The following is a 12,584-nucleotide window of genomic DNA, read 5'->3' as shown; positions in this document are numbered from 1 at the left end:
GAGGATACAAAGCAATCAACCTTAAAAGCCTGCTACCACTGCCCCATTGAAGCAAATACCCAACCAAGCTGATTTTTGTCTTCTGCACCTAAACCCTATCTATAAGAGATGTCGCAGGAGTTAGCCAGTTTATGCAAATTCAAAAAATAAATCATATCAAACCCAAAGGAACAGATGGATTTGTCGATCGAGCTTTTGGCTGCGGAACCAGATTTTTAACCGGAAATAAACTCGGATTAATGTGGATGAAATAGGGCGTTTTGCCCCAAGTCAGACAGGGAATTAATTCCCTGTTTCATAGCTCTCGAAACAACCCGGATGCTGCCCAAATTTTCATCAAGTTTTAACTTCACTTTAAAACTACCTTTTTTTCACCCACAGAAATTTCCACATAACAATCTCTTGCCAACTCAGCCCCATAAGCAATACAAGCCAAAATGTCTTCTCGTTCAATTCCCGGATATTCCTCAAGCAATTCTTCAAAAGTCATTCCACTAGCGAGAAAGTCAAGAATCAGAGAAACCCAGATGCGATGGCCGCGAATACAGGGTTTGCCAAAGCAGATATTCGAGTCGATTGAGATGCGAGACAGTAAATTATTTTGAGTCATGTCTTTTCAATTAGATATTTTCCATTGATTCATTGTAATGAATTTTAGGGTTGAGTTGGGTGGGGCGGGTTTACAATAGGGACTTCTCCATTGCGCTTGTGAAGGGATATCGCAGGAGTCACCCAGTTTATGCACATTCAAAAAATAAATCATATCAAACCCTATTGATAGCAAAGGATTTGATATGAAGCGAATTCTATTAGCCAGGATTTGGTATAGCGCGGTTTCTACAATTTGTCGATCGACCTTTTGGCTTTATCTGCCAGATTTTTCACCGCATTTTTAGCATCTTCTGCAGCGTGGCGGGCGGCAGCTTCGGCTTGTTTCGCTTTACCTTCAACCTGGTCTTTTCTGTTGCCCGTGATATTACCGAAAATTTCCTGAGCTTTGCCTTCTAAATTTTTGCCGATCGCCTTCGCTCTGTCTTCTGTACTCATGATAAGCTCCGCTGAGTAGTTAAACCTTACTCCTACCCTAACATTAACTCAACTGAAATTCCTCGCTAACTTCATATTAATTTATGTTTCCTTTGATTTTTATCAGTTTTTAGTAGGGTGCGTCAGAATGGCTTGATTGTTGCCATTTACTCTGATATAATGCTGACGCACCCTACAGTTAGTTACAATTACAAACTATTTCAAACTCGCCGCAGCAACTTTAATCGGTTCCAGTAATTCTAACGGCAAATGCAGCATATTCAATTGGGTGCTATCTGCTGCTTTCCTTTCAGGATCGGGGCCGTGATAATCGCTGCCACCAGTTGCCAGCAAACCGTAATGAACGCACAAATCTTTCAACTTTTGGATTTGGCTGGAACTGTGGCTGGGATGGTATACTTCAACTCCCATTAAACCAGCATCTACTAATTCTTTTAAGACTTCCTCAACAGCGCCGCCGCGAAATAAATAAGGGTGAGCCCAAACTGGTACTGCGCCACAACTTTTCAGTAAATCAATGCCTTCGACGATCGAGAATTTCTCGTAATGCACATAAGCCGGGCCGTCATCTCCCAGCCAGCGATCGAATGCTTCCCGCGATGATTTGGCGTGACCGGCTTTTACAAGTGCAGAGGCGATGTGAGGCCGTCCCGGTGCCATTCCTGGGGATGTTTTTGGCAGTTCGATCGCGTATCCCATTGCTGCTAATTTTTCGACCATTTCCTGCGATCGGCGAAACCTTCCTTCCAGGCGATCGTTCAAAGGAACTCGCAACTTATTTGCATCGGGATAAAAACCTAAAATGTGCAGCGATCGGCCGTTGTGAACCGTGCTGAGTTCGAGTCCGGGGACTATTTCGATACCGTGCAAAGCAGCGGCAGCGAAGGCTTCATCCCAACCCGACATCGTATCGTGATCCGTGACGGCCAAGGCGCGAACCCCCGATGAAGCGGCCGCGGCTACGAGTTCGGCAGGGGTGAGAGTGCCGTCGGAATAAGTAGTGTGACAGTGGAGTTCTAGCATTTTTTTTGGTAAGTTAAAGTCTGCGAAATCTGCAATTATTCCCCTCACTCACGCGACATCTATCGTCCCTGCGATCGACAAGTTTTTGGGTTATTTCAATCTATTAGCTGTAATAAGTTGTCGCGCCTTTAATTGGGACATTTCTGTTTATTAAAAGCTGGCGTGGGCTGGGCATCTTGCCCGCCTTTTCAGTAGAATTTAGATTCAGAATACCTTAGCTATTTCTTGATTTCTCGCATTGGGTAAAGGACACCCTCTGGCAATTTGGGAGGAACCGGCGATATTTCAATACTTTGTATGTTGTGAACTGGGATAACTACCAGTTTATCTGCCAATTCGAGAATTACCGGGTCTGCTGTCAACATTTTGTGCAGGCGAGTGCCTAAAGTTGCTTGCTCTCCTACTGTTCCCTCTGGCGCAATGAACTGGAAGTGTTGCTGTTTGCCGTTGGTATAGTGGATTGTCAGATTGATAATTCCTTCTTGGTTGGTTGCTTGCATAATTTTTTTCCCTAACAGTCGATCGGGACTTGGCAAAATTAACAATAAATCAAAACTGGCGATCGCACCACGATTGCAAAGCTCGTTGGAAAGCTTTTGACAAGACCAGGCTGTCGGTACGAAAGTCCGGTTACTGCTAATTTTATCACAAAAACTGTACGGAAACTCGCCAACTTACCCAGTATACAATTGCCAGTCGCGCTGTCTTTGCTCCTTAATGCGCGAGATCCTTCGCCAGCAATATTGGGTCGATCGGGCTTTCTTGTATGCCAGTTGGCAAAGTGGCTCAATTTAGCCTGTGTAGCGACTTGACTCAAAGCGGTCTCAAGTCTTACAGCAGAGGCATTTGAGCGCTTTGGGTGTCAAGGTTTTTCGAGGTGGGAACTGTGGAGGTTGAGATAGCGGCATTCTGCTGTCACTGCCGTAGAGGATTTTTTTATAAATTAATAACATAACATTCAGGTACAGCTTATGAAATCCACACTTTGTTTTCCCGAAACTTCTCTTCACTCTAACACCGTTGCTGTTAATAATAATGCTAGTGACTCTTGTATCCTTGCAGCTTGGATTGACTTAGTAGGAGGAGATTTTGAGAGCTTGGGAGGAGATGATTGGCTTCCCTTGTGCGGCGACATTGATGACGGCGAAATTTACCGGGAATGGTTTTTGTGGCAAGACAGCGAAGTGACTCAAGAGTGGGAAGCTTACGATCCCATTACTAATTATCGAGTTGTGGCACCTAGCCGAGAAATGATGATTTCTCAAATCGACAAAATAGAAGATGCCCGAAAAATTTAGTTGAGCGGGAGAAGGTTAAATCTTGATTTTCAACTATCATAAAAATTCTGTTAACAAACCCGGTTTCTCCCAACCACATTAAAGAAACCGGGTTTTTCAGACCCCCACTCTAGGTGTGGGTTGAGTTTCACGGCCCGAACATAATAATTTATGTCGCTACTGCCTTTTGTTTTTCTCGTTCTAATTTGCGCTGCTTCAAGGCGGCCAGATTTTGTTTAATCGTGTCGATCGCAAATCCAGCCCCCTGCTGTTGGTATAATTCGCTGGCACGGATCAAATCTGCAACAGCCTCGTCATCCGATCGCAAATTTGCAAAAGCCAAGGCGCGATTGTGGTAAGCTTCTGCCAAAGTTGAAACTTGTTCTACAGCGCTGGTAAATTTATCTTTGGCTTTGCGGTACTTTCCAGACTGATAAGCCTCAATTCCTTGTTGAAAATAAACGGAAGCTTTACTGCCGCTGTCGGTATCGGGAAATTCTGGGTAAGTTAAAATTGGTTCTTTAAAGAGTACAGAAATGCTGCCCTTGCCGAAGTAAGCCCAAGTCATTGTTCCAAACCCAATCCCCAGCACCAGGGCAATAATGACAGACAGAGCAATAAAATTGGTGAGTTCCATAGAGCAATATTTGTTGTATTATAATATGATAAGTTAATTCCTAACTTCTGCACCAATGGCTGCGCGGATTTACCTTAACTGGAAATGGTTTTTCGGCTCGCTAGCTTTAGTATTGTCGATCGGCTTAATGATTGCAACTGCAAGTTCTGACGCAGCAACCAACGCGCAAACTCAAGCAGGGTGGCAATTGTTGCAGCGGGGTGAGACGGGGTTGGTGGTAGCAATGCGACACGCGATCGCCCCAGGTACGGGAGATCCTGCTAACTTTAAGTTGGGCGACTGTTCCAGCCAGCGCAATTTATCAGCACAGGGAAGAACCCAAGCCAAGCAAATTGGAGCAGAATTTCGCAACCGCAACATCAAAGTTGCCAGAGTTTTATCGAGTCAGTGGTGCCGATGTTTGGAAACAGCAAAATTGATAACTTTAGGCAAAGTCGAACCGTTCCCAGCACTGAATTCGTTCTTTAGGGACAGCAGCACAGAAGCCAGCCAAACAGCAGCAATTCGCAAATTAATTGTGGACAACCGCAATACAAAAGGCGCGATTATTATGGTAACTCATCAAGTAAATATTACCGCGATTACTGATCTTGTACCGCAAAGCGGCGAAGCTGTGATTCTCAAAAGCGATCGAGAAGGTAAAATTAAAATATTCGGACGAATTCGAGGATTTTAAGGAGGTAGAAATTTACAGCAGATTGCGGTTAAAGTTTCTAACAATCCTCTAAAATTTCTAGAAGATAGGAACATTCTTGCCGAACATCAGGTGCTTCATCCGACAAGAGACTCTCAATAATTTTTGGTTCCAGCAAACTCGAATATTGTTCGTCTAGCCTGCACAACTCAATAGCTGCAAGTACGCCCGCCATTCTTTCCTCAGACTCCGACGACATCATCCGGTTAATAGAAGCAAGCAATACATGGTTTGGTGGTGATAGAATCTCAACAAGGTTTCTCGCTGTCTGCCGTACAATCGAATGTCGATCTCCGAGACGTAAGAACATCCACTGCAATAAAATATTGTCACCCTGCGGGAATTCCTGATGCCTTAGATTTCCTAATGTTTCGAGGGCAATCGATCGCACATCCCACTCATCGTCAGCGAGGAGACAAGCCAGTATGGGAGCAACAACAGGATTATCTAAATCTCCTAATTTTGCCGCAGCATTATATCTGACATCATTGCGATCGTCCAGTGTTTCGGTAGCAGCAGCAGCCACAACATCAGGCCACTTGGACTCTGGACTGTTTCCCATCCAAAAATCCTCGTCAAGATCACCAAAATCTCCTATAAATTCGTCTGCTAGGTAGTTCAAGTGAGAATTTACTACAGACACATCTTTGCTAATAGCACCACTAAAGTCTGTTGGCGGATAATCATCCGAAGAAAAACAGCCAATAAATTTCGTTTTCTGCAAATTGGCAGCTTTAAATAAGGTACCATTCAGATGGCAACCAAAGAACTCTACCATTGATAAGTCGAGTCCTTCTAAACTGCAATTTCTTAAGTCACAGAAACTCAGAGTGTCCTTTGGCTTGATAGGAAGCTCATGCTTTGTATCCCGCCAGTTCCTGCCCTGATACGGTGTTTTGTAAGTGTTCTCTAGCTTAATAATATCCATTGATTATTTTCCTAACTGATCTCTCCAAGAGTTTGCCCATCGGGGAATCACCGGATCGTTGCCGTTGCGGTAGTCTTCTGCCCATTGTAGCGCCTCTTCCATTTTTTTAATTTCTCTAGTAATCTTTTCTTTAGGCTCATTAGGCTCAGACGGCAAATCTAGCAATCTTTTTTTTAAATGTGAAATATATTGACGGCACTTTGTATGGTGGAGAGTTCCTTTTTTGAGGGACATTGGCTGGTTTTCTACTCCCCCTTCAAATTGTTCTTTCATCACCATAAAAGCACAACTTCCATCTCCGTACTCTGCCTCTTCCCGATAGAGATCGTTCATAACCTCTTGAGCATCATCTATCGCCATAGCAACTGCACGCGGAAATCTAGATTCTCGATTCTCAATCAACCTAGAATCTGGGGTTGTTGGAGTGACTCTGAGTCTTCTAACCCACATTCCGCAGGTCTTTAAATACAATTGAGGGTTATAAATTTTAAAAATTAAAGCCTGAAGTGATTGCCCCGTAATCACTTCAGGCTTTTTTGAGATACAATGAACGAATTAGGAGCCAAGAGGAAAAAACCATGAATGAGCATCAAGAAGCCATAAAAGTCCTAAATTTAGACCATTTAGGAATAGTAGCAGGCATAATAGACGAGATGGAATTAGTAGAAGAAGTCAATAAAATAGTAGGAATAACAACCCAAGAAATGCTCAGCCCAGGACAAGTCATGAAAGCAATGATTTTGAATGGACTAGGATTTTTAAGCGCCCCATTATACATATTCGAGGAATTTTTCGTAGGAAAAGCAACATCACATCTAATAGGAAAGGGAATATTACCCGAACATCTAAATGACGATAGACTGGGAAGAACCCTTGATAAATATTATCAAGTGGGAACCACAAAACTCTTCACAACAATCGCCATAAAAGCCGCCCATAAATTCCAAGTAAAAATGAACAGCATCCATTTAGATGGAAGTTCAATGTATGTACAAGGAGAATATAAAACCCAAGTTAAAAACAGCGACCAAACAGAAAAAGAACCCGAACCAGAAACATCAGAAATGAAACCAATAGAAATAGTTCACGGATACTCGAGAGACCATCGACCCGACCTCAAACAATTTATCATAGACATGATTGTAACAGGAGACGGAGACATACCACTATATCTAAAAATAGATTCAGGAAACATCGACGACAAAAGCGTATTCGTATCAAGACTAAAAGAATTCAAAAAACAGTGGACATTTGAAGGAATCTGCGTAGCAGACAGCGCCTTATACACCAGGGAAAACCTATCAGCAATGACAGGAATCAAATGGATAACAAGAGTCCCATTAAGCATAAAATCAGCCCAAGAGAAAATCGTAGACATCCAAGAAAGCGAATGGCAATCAAGCTCAAAAAAAGGATATAAGATAGCCGAAAGAGCTAGCGAATATGGAAATATCCAACAAAGATGGTTAGTCATAGAAAGTGAACTCAGAAAACAAGCAAGCATCAAACAAATAGACAAACAAGTAAACAAACAAGAATCAAGCGCCCAAGCCTCGCTACGTAAGCTTTCCCGGCAAAAGTTCGCTTGTGTTGCCGACGCAGAAACCGCCATAAAGAATCTATCAGACACATGGAAATATCACCAAATTACCGAAATTGAATCTCAAGAAAAAAGCCATAAAAAACAAAAACAAACCACCAACAAAGCTAGTAATATAGACACAATATCCTATCAAATAATCGGTAAAATAGAAACCAGACCCGAAATAATATCAGCCGAAAAAATCAAAGCAGGGAGATTTATACTGGCAACAAACATCTTAGATAAAAACGAAATAACCAACCAGCAAATATTAGAAGAATACAAAGACCAACAAAGTAACGAAAGAGGATTTAGATTTTTAAAAGATCCATTATTTTTCACATCAAGCGTCTTCGTGAAAAAACCCGAGAGAGTAGAAGCAATTGCCATGATAATGGGAGTATGTTTATTGGTATATAATCTTGCCCAAAGAAAGTTGAGACAAGAATTAGAATCAGCCAATGCCAGCATCAGAAACCAGGTCAAGAAAATGACAAATAAACCGACAATGCGGTGGGTATTTCAGATGTTTCAAGCCGTACATTTAGTCAACCTCAATGGAGCCGAACAAATAAGCAACTTAACAAAGGAACGTCGGGAGATATTAAATTATTTAGGAAAGGTTTGCGGTCAATATTATTTAATAGTTGAAGATGGGTAACGCGGAAAATACACCGGAGAATATGGTTGAATAAATTCAAATAATTGGCAACATAACAATCATGTTGCCGGAATTTTAGTGTCTAATTTAGGGAAAACCAGTTCAGATATTGCCGAAGGAATATATTGGGAAATATCTGTAAATTCAAATTTCTTATATTTCGCCAAAATCGCAAAAAAATGATACTAAAATTAGAAAAGGTAGGCACAGATATTTTTCCTACACTGAATGTATGATAATCCTTAGTCATTAAAGCCAGAACTGCGGAATGTGGGTTCTAAGATTCTGGTTCTCTTGATTTCCTTTTGGATTCATCTCACTTTGAGTAGTAAAGGGATTGCAGGGCGAGCAATTGATTATACCAAGACTTGCACAGTCACTCCCTTTTAACTCCGAAGTTTTGATATCGCAGTGAATGTTGTATAATATTACCAATTCCCAATTCCCCATTACCAATTTATATGAGTTTCCAATACAGCGCCGCCCTAGTGACTTTAGCAGACCTTGATAAAGAAGTTCTCGTTAAATTTTACACCAAATTTCTCGACATAGAACCAAACCCTTATATTCCCAATACTTATGCTGAATTTCAACTCCCAGGATTAAGACTCGGCATATTCAAACCCAAAGATTCCCACAAATCGGAATTTGCAAATCGAGCAAAAACAGGCATGAGTTTGTGTTTGGAAGTCAGCGATATCGAAACTGCGATCGCCCGAATTTGGGCTTTAGGATATCCGCCCGCAGGAGAAATTATCAAAGCTTCTCACGGTTTAGAAATCTATGCCTTCGATCCTGCCGGGAACCGCATAATTTTACATCAACCCATGCGAATCTAGGATAATGGCTAATTATTGGTGAACTCTCCATCTTCTCTTCTCTTTCTACCCTACCCTTCGGGAACCCCTGCAGGGAACGGGAACGGCTTCGCCGAACGCGTCTTCGCGGTTCGTTCAAAAAAACATCTAGTTCACAACCCGCTGAGGATTGCTATATAACTTATGCAATTGCTTAACCGCCTTCGCAATGACATTGTAAAACCCGCCTCTACAAATCAAAACTGCCTTAACTATCTAATCAGTTCAGCAAAACTATAAAAACTGATAATTAATATTAATAACAACAAAGCAGTCAAGTGAGTTAGCTGAAATTGAGACCGCGGGTCGAGGGATTCCCGCACCAAAATTGAAAAAGACGAACCAATTATATAACTCAGAGACAGTGCTAAATATTGCCACTGCAATGTTACACTCCACAGCCCCAGCAACATCATCGCCAAAGTCAACATCACCAACTCAACAAAGCGAGGCGGATTGTGCTGAGTAGACAGAATCAAAGTGTCCAACCAATATTGCCAAGGTCTCATGTTTTAGCGATCGAGCTTTTGGATTTAGCCTTCTAGCTTAACCTACGATCGCCATTCTGTTTGTTGCTGCAAACACCTTAAAGCCTCCGCCGTCTCAACCTGCGGAAATTGCCCGTAAAAGCGGCTGACACTGTAAAAAGGGTGAGGAGTCTCCAGAACGATCAACTTATCGGCCATCTGGGCCAAAAATCCCATCAAATCTGCCGGGGCGACAGGCGCGCAAATCCACAAAGCCGCCGGTTGCTGCGACTGCAAAGCCTTAGCCGCCACAGCCATCGTCATCCCTGTAGCAATGCCGTCATCTACCAAAATCGCCAAAGCCCCCGCCGCGGTGAGATTGGGGCGTCCCGGAGACAAATCTGCCAGCAGAGATTGAGCATTATTTTGAGCCACCGGCAATGCTGATTTTTGCAAGCGTAAATTGTGCTGCTTTTGCTTTTCCCAGAGGACATGACCGTCAGCAGTTGCAGCCCCGATCGCCAATTCTAAATTATCTGGGCGAGTAATTTTCTTAGCGACAACCACATCCAAAGGACAGCCCAAGCGACGCGCTATCGGCACAGCAACGGGCAAACCCCCGCGTGGCAAGGCGTAAACAATCGGTTTCACCGCCTGCTGTGTCATTAAACTCAACTTGCCGAACTCGTCCACAACTGCCTCGGCCAGTTTTTCGCCTGCATCGGCGCGATCGTCAAAAAACGGGTTAGAGAACATATTTTTGCCTGTACGAGCTCAACCAAACAATTGGAGATTGTGCCAGTGTTAATTAGGGATTGTGCAATCGACAGCATCGCACACAAGCTTCTAGCCAATCTCAAATCACCAAACCCGATCTAAACTATAAACTCTAGACTCCAAAATATCTCCCTAATTGTAAAATTTATGTCCAGCGACTTGCAACTCAGCCTTTTTGACAACAATCAAAGTGCCACTTTCCAAACAGACTCAATACCAGCAAATGCCAAAATTCCCATTCCTCCCGGCACTTATCAAAATATGGAACAAATCGGCGAGCACTGCAACCGCTGCTACCGCTGCGAATTGGGCAACAGCCGCACTCACGCCGTCATCGGGCGCGGCAATCCTCAAGCCTCAATTTTGATTGTGGGAGAAGCGCCCGGACAAAACGAAGATGAAACCGGATTGCCCTTCGTCGGGCGATCGGGCAAACTGTTAGATAAGATTTTAGAATCCGTGGGATTGAGTGCAGAAACCGACGTATTCATTGCCAACGTCATCAAATGTCGCCCTCCCAACAACCGCCCTCCGACAGCCAAAGAAATCGAAGCTTGCAAACCTTACTTGCTCGAACAAATCCGCATCTTAGACCCCAAAATTATTTTATTAACTGGTGCAACAGCCCTGAAAGGTTTGCTAAGCGACAAGCGGCCCATTAGTAAAATTAGAGGTCAATGGATTGAATGGGAAAATCGTTTGTGTATGCCAATTTTTCACCCGTCGTACTTGCTGCGAAATCCCTCCCGCGAACCGGAAACTCCGAAATGGTTTATGTGGCAAGATATGCAGGCTATCAAGGCTAAATTGGATGAATTCAAAGAGCAATTATAATCAATTTTTCTTGTGGATTTGTAGGCAGGTTTGAGGCACAATCTCGGATTTTTACCCACAATCTTAAAACCCGCCCCCACCCACCGAAAAATTATAATTAATTTTCATGTGTAATTTGTAGGGGGCTGGTTTCACCAACAATCTCTGATTTTTACCTGCCATCTACAAAGCCAGTTCCCGCTTTCCATTCATAAATTTACGCCCCGTAGTAAAAATCCGAATTATGGTTGTCTCTAGTATTTTTAGTGAAACTCCTATCAATAGACAAGAAATTCCTCAACAACTATTAGACATTGAAGATAAACAACGTACTAATCCACTTCCTTGGAAAGGGCAATTCTCCCCCCAGTTCGTCGAAACTTTAATTGACAAATATGCCAATAAAAATACTGTGATTTTTGATCCATTTTTAGGTAGTGGAACAGTTTTATATGAGGCAGGAAGATTCGGACTGGAAGCCTGCGGAACCGAAATCAATCCAGCCGCTTTAATCCTAGCTAACACTTATAAATTCATCACTCTTTCACCAATAAAGCGTGAAAAATGTATCAATTCTTTTCTCACTAAACTAAAAACAGAGATATGGGAGAGAATGCCACTCTTCCAAACAATACAAAAAGAAATTACACCCAATGATTTAATAGATAAAATTGTAGAGGTAGCCGTTGATGATGAAGAAAAATTCCTTAATATTCTACATGAAGTATTAGTGATATTGCTAGACTTAGAAAACAAAAAACTTACCAAATCAAGAGTTTTTACACTGGCGGAAAATATCGCTACTTTTGTCCTTAAACTACCCTATAGTAAAAAGCCGATAAATGCCTACAATGCCGATGCAAGAAACGTTCCCTTACAAAACTCCAGCGTCAATCTTGTGATTACCTCCCCCCCTTATATCAATGTATTTAACTATCATCAGCAGTATCGCGGTTCTACTGAAGCACTAAACTGGAAAATTTTAGAGGTGGCAAAATCCGAGTTTGGTTCTAATCGCAAGCATAGAAGTAATAGATTTCTAACTGTCATTCAATATTGCTTAGACATCGCCTATACTTTGCAAGAATTGTTAAGAGTATGCAGCCCTAATAGTAGAATAATATTTGTAGTAGGTAAAGAATCAAATATTAGAGGAACGCCGTTTTTAAACGGGGAGTTAGTTGCCGAAGTTGCTCGTCAAGTATTGGGAATTAGCTTAGATATCCGTCAAGAAAGAAGTTTTGTAAATCGTTATGGAAAAACTATCAAAGAAGATATACTACACTTTACAAAAAGAGAAGACTTACAGTATTATTTTGACATACATCAAGCCAGAACTCTTTCTGTAGAAGCTTTAATATCTGCTTATTCCGTAGCGAATGAACAAGTAAAATATGAAATCAAGGATGCTATCGATAAGGCAGCCACAGTACAGCCCTCACCTTATTTCGATCGGCAGCGTTCACGAAAAACCATTGAAATACTCAACCAAAAAGAAGAAAATTATGTTTAATTTAGCTCAACCACATGGGGACAAACTAGCAGCATTACTTGATAACGTGAAATTACCTCCTACAGATAAACGGCGTGTTAATCAAGCAATCGAATACTACAAAAAATGGTTGGAAACGCTTAAAAACATCAGGGGGGATGATCTGAAAGTTGTTCCAGAGATGGTATCCCATCTAACCTCCTATAAGCGATACATTGACGTTGAACTAATTTTTGACAGTGACAATGATTTTTTGGGAGCATCTCATATTTGTAAAAATACTTCTTCTGGCTCCTTCCTTCTGCCTCTTTCCTTCTGCCTCTTTCCTT

The 12,584-nt window shown here is 42.1% G+C and carries 16 protein-coding genes and 1 pseudogene; 8 read left to right on the top strand and 9 right to left on the bottom strand.

Annotation, left to right across the window (positions count from 1 at the left end):
- Nucleotides 1–131: 131 nt before the first annotated feature.
- Nucleotides 132–254, top strand: a complete 123-nt coding sequence (locus QUB35_RS13550; RefSeq protein WP_333142396.1) for a hypothetical protein — start codon at nucleotides 132–134, stop codon at nucleotides 252–254.
- A 95-nt stretch (nucleotides 255–349) separates the two neighbouring features.
- Here the strand turns inward: QUB35_RS13550 and QUB35_RS13545 are convergent, their stop codons facing one another.
- From QUB35_RS13545 to QUB35_RS13530, 4 genes are all read right to left on the bottom strand, one after another.
- On the bottom strand, nucleotides 350–610 hold the full coding sequence (locus tag QUB35_RS13545) for a DUF433 domain-containing protein (protein WP_333142395.1): 261 nt from the start codon (nucleotides 608–610) through the stop codon (nucleotides 350–352).
- A gap of 227 nt (nucleotides 611–837) precedes the next feature.
- The gene (locus QUB35_RS13540) at nucleotides 838–1,047 is read right to left on the bottom strand and encodes a CsbD family protein (RefSeq protein ID WP_006632574.1); all 210 of its coding nucleotides are present in this window, start codon (nucleotides 1,045–1,047) and stop codon (nucleotides 838–840) included.
- A gap of 195 nt (nucleotides 1,048–1,242) precedes the next feature.
- The gene (locus QUB35_RS13535; protein ID WP_333142394.1) at nucleotides 1,243–2,070 is read right to left on the bottom strand and encodes a PHP domain-containing protein; all 828 of its coding nucleotides are present in this window, start codon (nucleotides 2,068–2,070) and stop codon (nucleotides 1,243–1,245) included.
- A 218-nt stretch (nucleotides 2,071–2,288) separates the two neighbouring features.
- On the bottom strand, nucleotides 2,289–2,570 hold the full coding sequence (locus QUB35_RS13530; protein ID WP_190740781.1) for a hypothetical protein: 282 nt from the start codon (nucleotides 2,568–2,570) through the stop codon (nucleotides 2,289–2,291).
- Between the two features lie 471 nt (nucleotides 2,571–3,041).
- Between QUB35_RS13530 and QUB35_RS13525 the strand changes: the two genes are divergently transcribed.
- Nucleotides 3,042–3,368 (top strand): hypothetical protein, encoded by a 327-nt coding sequence (locus QUB35_RS13525; protein WP_333142393.1) that lies wholly within the window; start codon nucleotides 3,042–3,044, stop codon nucleotides 3,366–3,368.
- A 148-nt stretch (nucleotides 3,369–3,516) separates the two neighbouring features.
- Here the strand turns inward: QUB35_RS13525 and QUB35_RS13520 are convergent, their stop codons facing one another.
- Nucleotides 3,517–3,984, bottom strand: a complete 468-nt coding sequence (locus tag QUB35_RS13520) for a hypothetical protein (RefSeq protein WP_333142392.1) — start codon at nucleotides 3,982–3,984, stop codon at nucleotides 3,517–3,519.
- Nucleotides 3,985–4,039: 55 nt separating this feature from the next.
- Here QUB35_RS13520 and QUB35_RS13515 point away from each other — a divergent pair, with 55 nt between their 5' ends.
- Entirely contained in the window at nucleotides 4,040–4,660 is a 621-nt protein-coding gene (locus QUB35_RS13515) for a histidine phosphatase family protein (RefSeq protein ID WP_333142391.1), read from the top strand.
- A gap of 37 nt (nucleotides 4,661–4,697) precedes the next feature.
- Here the strand turns inward: QUB35_RS13515 and QUB35_RS13510 are convergent, their stop codons facing one another.
- The gene (locus QUB35_RS13510) at nucleotides 4,698–5,606 is read right to left on the bottom strand and encodes a HEAT repeat domain-containing protein (protein WP_333142390.1); all 909 of its coding nucleotides are present in this window, start codon (nucleotides 5,604–5,606) and stop codon (nucleotides 4,698–4,700) included.
- 3 nt (nucleotides 5,607–5,609) lie between these two features.
- A complete protein-coding gene (locus QUB35_RS13505) occupies nucleotides 5,610–5,966 on the bottom strand; it encodes a hypothetical protein (protein WP_333142389.1) in 357 nt (118 codons plus the stop codon).
- A gap of 218 nt (nucleotides 5,967–6,184) precedes the next feature.
- Between QUB35_RS13505 and QUB35_RS13500 the strand changes: the two genes are divergently transcribed.
- Together QUB35_RS13500 and QUB35_RS13495 are read left to right on the top strand one after the other, a co-directional pair.
- Nucleotides 6,185–7,849 carry an IS1634 family transposase gene (locus QUB35_RS13500; protein WP_333142388.1) on the top strand — a complete coding sequence of 555 codons (1,665 nt, stop codon included), beginning with the start codon at nucleotides 6,185–6,187 and terminating at the stop codon, nucleotides 7,847–7,849.
- A 461-nt stretch (nucleotides 7,850–8,310) separates the two neighbouring features.
- Nucleotides 8,311–8,688, top strand: coding sequence for a VOC family protein (locus QUB35_RS13495; RefSeq protein WP_333142387.1), 378 nt, complete (start codon nucleotides 8,311–8,313; stop codon nucleotides 8,686–8,688).
- A 230-nt stretch (nucleotides 8,689–8,918) separates the two neighbouring features.
- Here QUB35_RS13495 and QUB35_RS13490 read toward each other — a convergent pair whose 3' ends face one another.
- Both QUB35_RS13490 and QUB35_RS13485 read right to left on the bottom strand, forming a co-directional pair.
- Nucleotides 8,919–9,215, bottom strand: a complete 297-nt coding sequence (locus tag QUB35_RS13490; RefSeq protein WP_333142386.1) for a hypothetical protein — start codon at nucleotides 9,213–9,215, stop codon at nucleotides 8,919–8,921.
- 42 nt (nucleotides 9,216–9,257) lie between these two features.
- Nucleotides 9,258–9,929 carry a phosphoribosyltransferase family protein gene (locus tag QUB35_RS13485; RefSeq protein ID WP_333142385.1) on the bottom strand — a complete coding sequence of 224 codons (672 nt, stop codon included), beginning with the start codon at nucleotides 9,927–9,929 and terminating at the stop codon, nucleotides 9,258–9,260.
- A 168-nt stretch (nucleotides 9,930–10,097) separates the two neighbouring features.
- Here QUB35_RS13485 and QUB35_RS13480 point away from each other — a divergent pair, with 168 nt between their 5' ends.
- From QUB35_RS13480 to QUB35_RS13470, 3 genes and pseudogenes are all read left to right on the top strand, one after another.
- Nucleotides 10,098–10,784: a uracil-DNA glycosylase gene (locus QUB35_RS13480; RefSeq protein ID WP_333142384.1), complete on the top strand. Its 687-nt coding sequence runs from the start codon at nucleotides 10,098–10,100 to the stop codon at nucleotides 10,782–10,784.
- 223 nt (nucleotides 10,785–11,007) lie between these two features.
- Entirely contained in the window at nucleotides 11,008–12,276 is a 1,269-nt protein-coding gene (locus QUB35_RS13475; RefSeq protein ID WP_333142383.1) for a DNA methyltransferase, read from the top strand.
- Nucleotides 12,269–12,584 (top strand): annotated as a pseudogene (locus QUB35_RS13470) (hypothetical protein); the annotation flags it as partial. The gene QUB35_RS13475 and the pseudogene QUB35_RS13470, both read left to right, overlap by 8 nt.

Origin of the sequence: Microcoleus sp. B13-B6, assembly GCF_036705405.1 — a bacterium.
Classification (GTDB): domain Bacteria; phylum Cyanobacteriota; class Cyanobacteriia; order Cyanobacteriales; family Microcoleaceae; genus Microcoleus.
This window is presented reverse-complemented; position numbering and strand designations above follow the sequence as displayed.

Bases quoted from the DNA above. Each gene is read 5' to 3' on its own strand.
- QUB35_RS13540 (WP_006632574.1), bottom strand. From the start codon at position 1,047: ATGAGTACAGAAGACAGAGCGAAGGCGATCGGCAAAAATTTAGAAGGC.
- QUB35_RS13515 (WP_333142391.1), top strand. From the start codon at position 4,040: ATGGCTGCGCGGATTTACCTTAACTGGAAATGGTTTTTCGGCTCGCTA.
- QUB35_RS13525 (WP_333142393.1), top strand. From the start codon at position 3,042: ATGAAATCCACACTTTGTTTTCCCGAAACTTCTCTTCACTCTAACACC.
- QUB35_RS13485 (WP_333142385.1), bottom strand. From the start codon at position 9,929: ATGTTCTCTAACCCGTTTTTTGACGATCGCGCCGATGCAGGCGAAAAA.
- QUB35_RS13520 (WP_333142392.1), bottom strand. From the start codon at position 3,984: ATGGAACTCACCAATTTTATTGCTCTGTCTGTCATTATTGCCCTGGTG.
- QUB35_RS13510 (WP_333142390.1), bottom strand. From the start codon at position 5,606: ATGGATATTATTAAGCTAGAGAACACTTACAAAACACCGTATCAGGGC.
- QUB35_RS13530 (WP_190740781.1), bottom strand. From the start codon at position 2,570: ATGCAAGCAACCAACCAAGAAGGAATTATCAATCTGACAATCCACTAT.
- QUB35_RS13550 (WP_333142396.1), top strand. From the start codon at position 132: ATGCAAATTCAAAAAATAAATCATATCAAACCCAAAGGAACAGATGGA.
- QUB35_RS13490 (WP_333142386.1), bottom strand. From the start codon at position 9,215: ATGAGACCTTGGCAATATTGGTTGGACACTTTGATTCTGTCTACTCAG.
- QUB35_RS13495 (WP_333142387.1), top strand. From the start codon at position 8,311: ATGAGTTTCCAATACAGCGCCGCCCTAGTGACTTTAGCAGACCTTGAT.
- QUB35_RS13545 (WP_333142395.1), bottom strand. From the start codon at position 610: ATGACTCAAAATAATTTACTGTCTCGCATCTCAATCGACTCGAATATC.
- QUB35_RS13505 (WP_333142389.1), bottom strand. From the start codon at position 5,966: ATGGCGATAGATGATGCTCAAGAGGTTATGAACGATCTCTATCGGGAA.
- QUB35_RS13475 (WP_333142383.1), top strand. From the start codon at position 11,008: ATGGTTGTCTCTAGTATTTTTAGTGAAACTCCTATCAATAGACAAGAA.
- QUB35_RS13500 (WP_333142388.1), top strand. From the start codon at position 6,185: ATGAATGAGCATCAAGAAGCCATAAAAGTCCTAAATTTAGACCATTTA.
- QUB35_RS13535 (WP_333142394.1), bottom strand. From the start codon at position 2,070: ATGCTAGAACTCCACTGTCACACTACTTATTCCGACGGCACTCTCACC.
- QUB35_RS13480 (WP_333142384.1), top strand. From the start codon at position 10,098: ATGTCCAGCGACTTGCAACTCAGCCTTTTTGACAACAATCAAAGTGCC.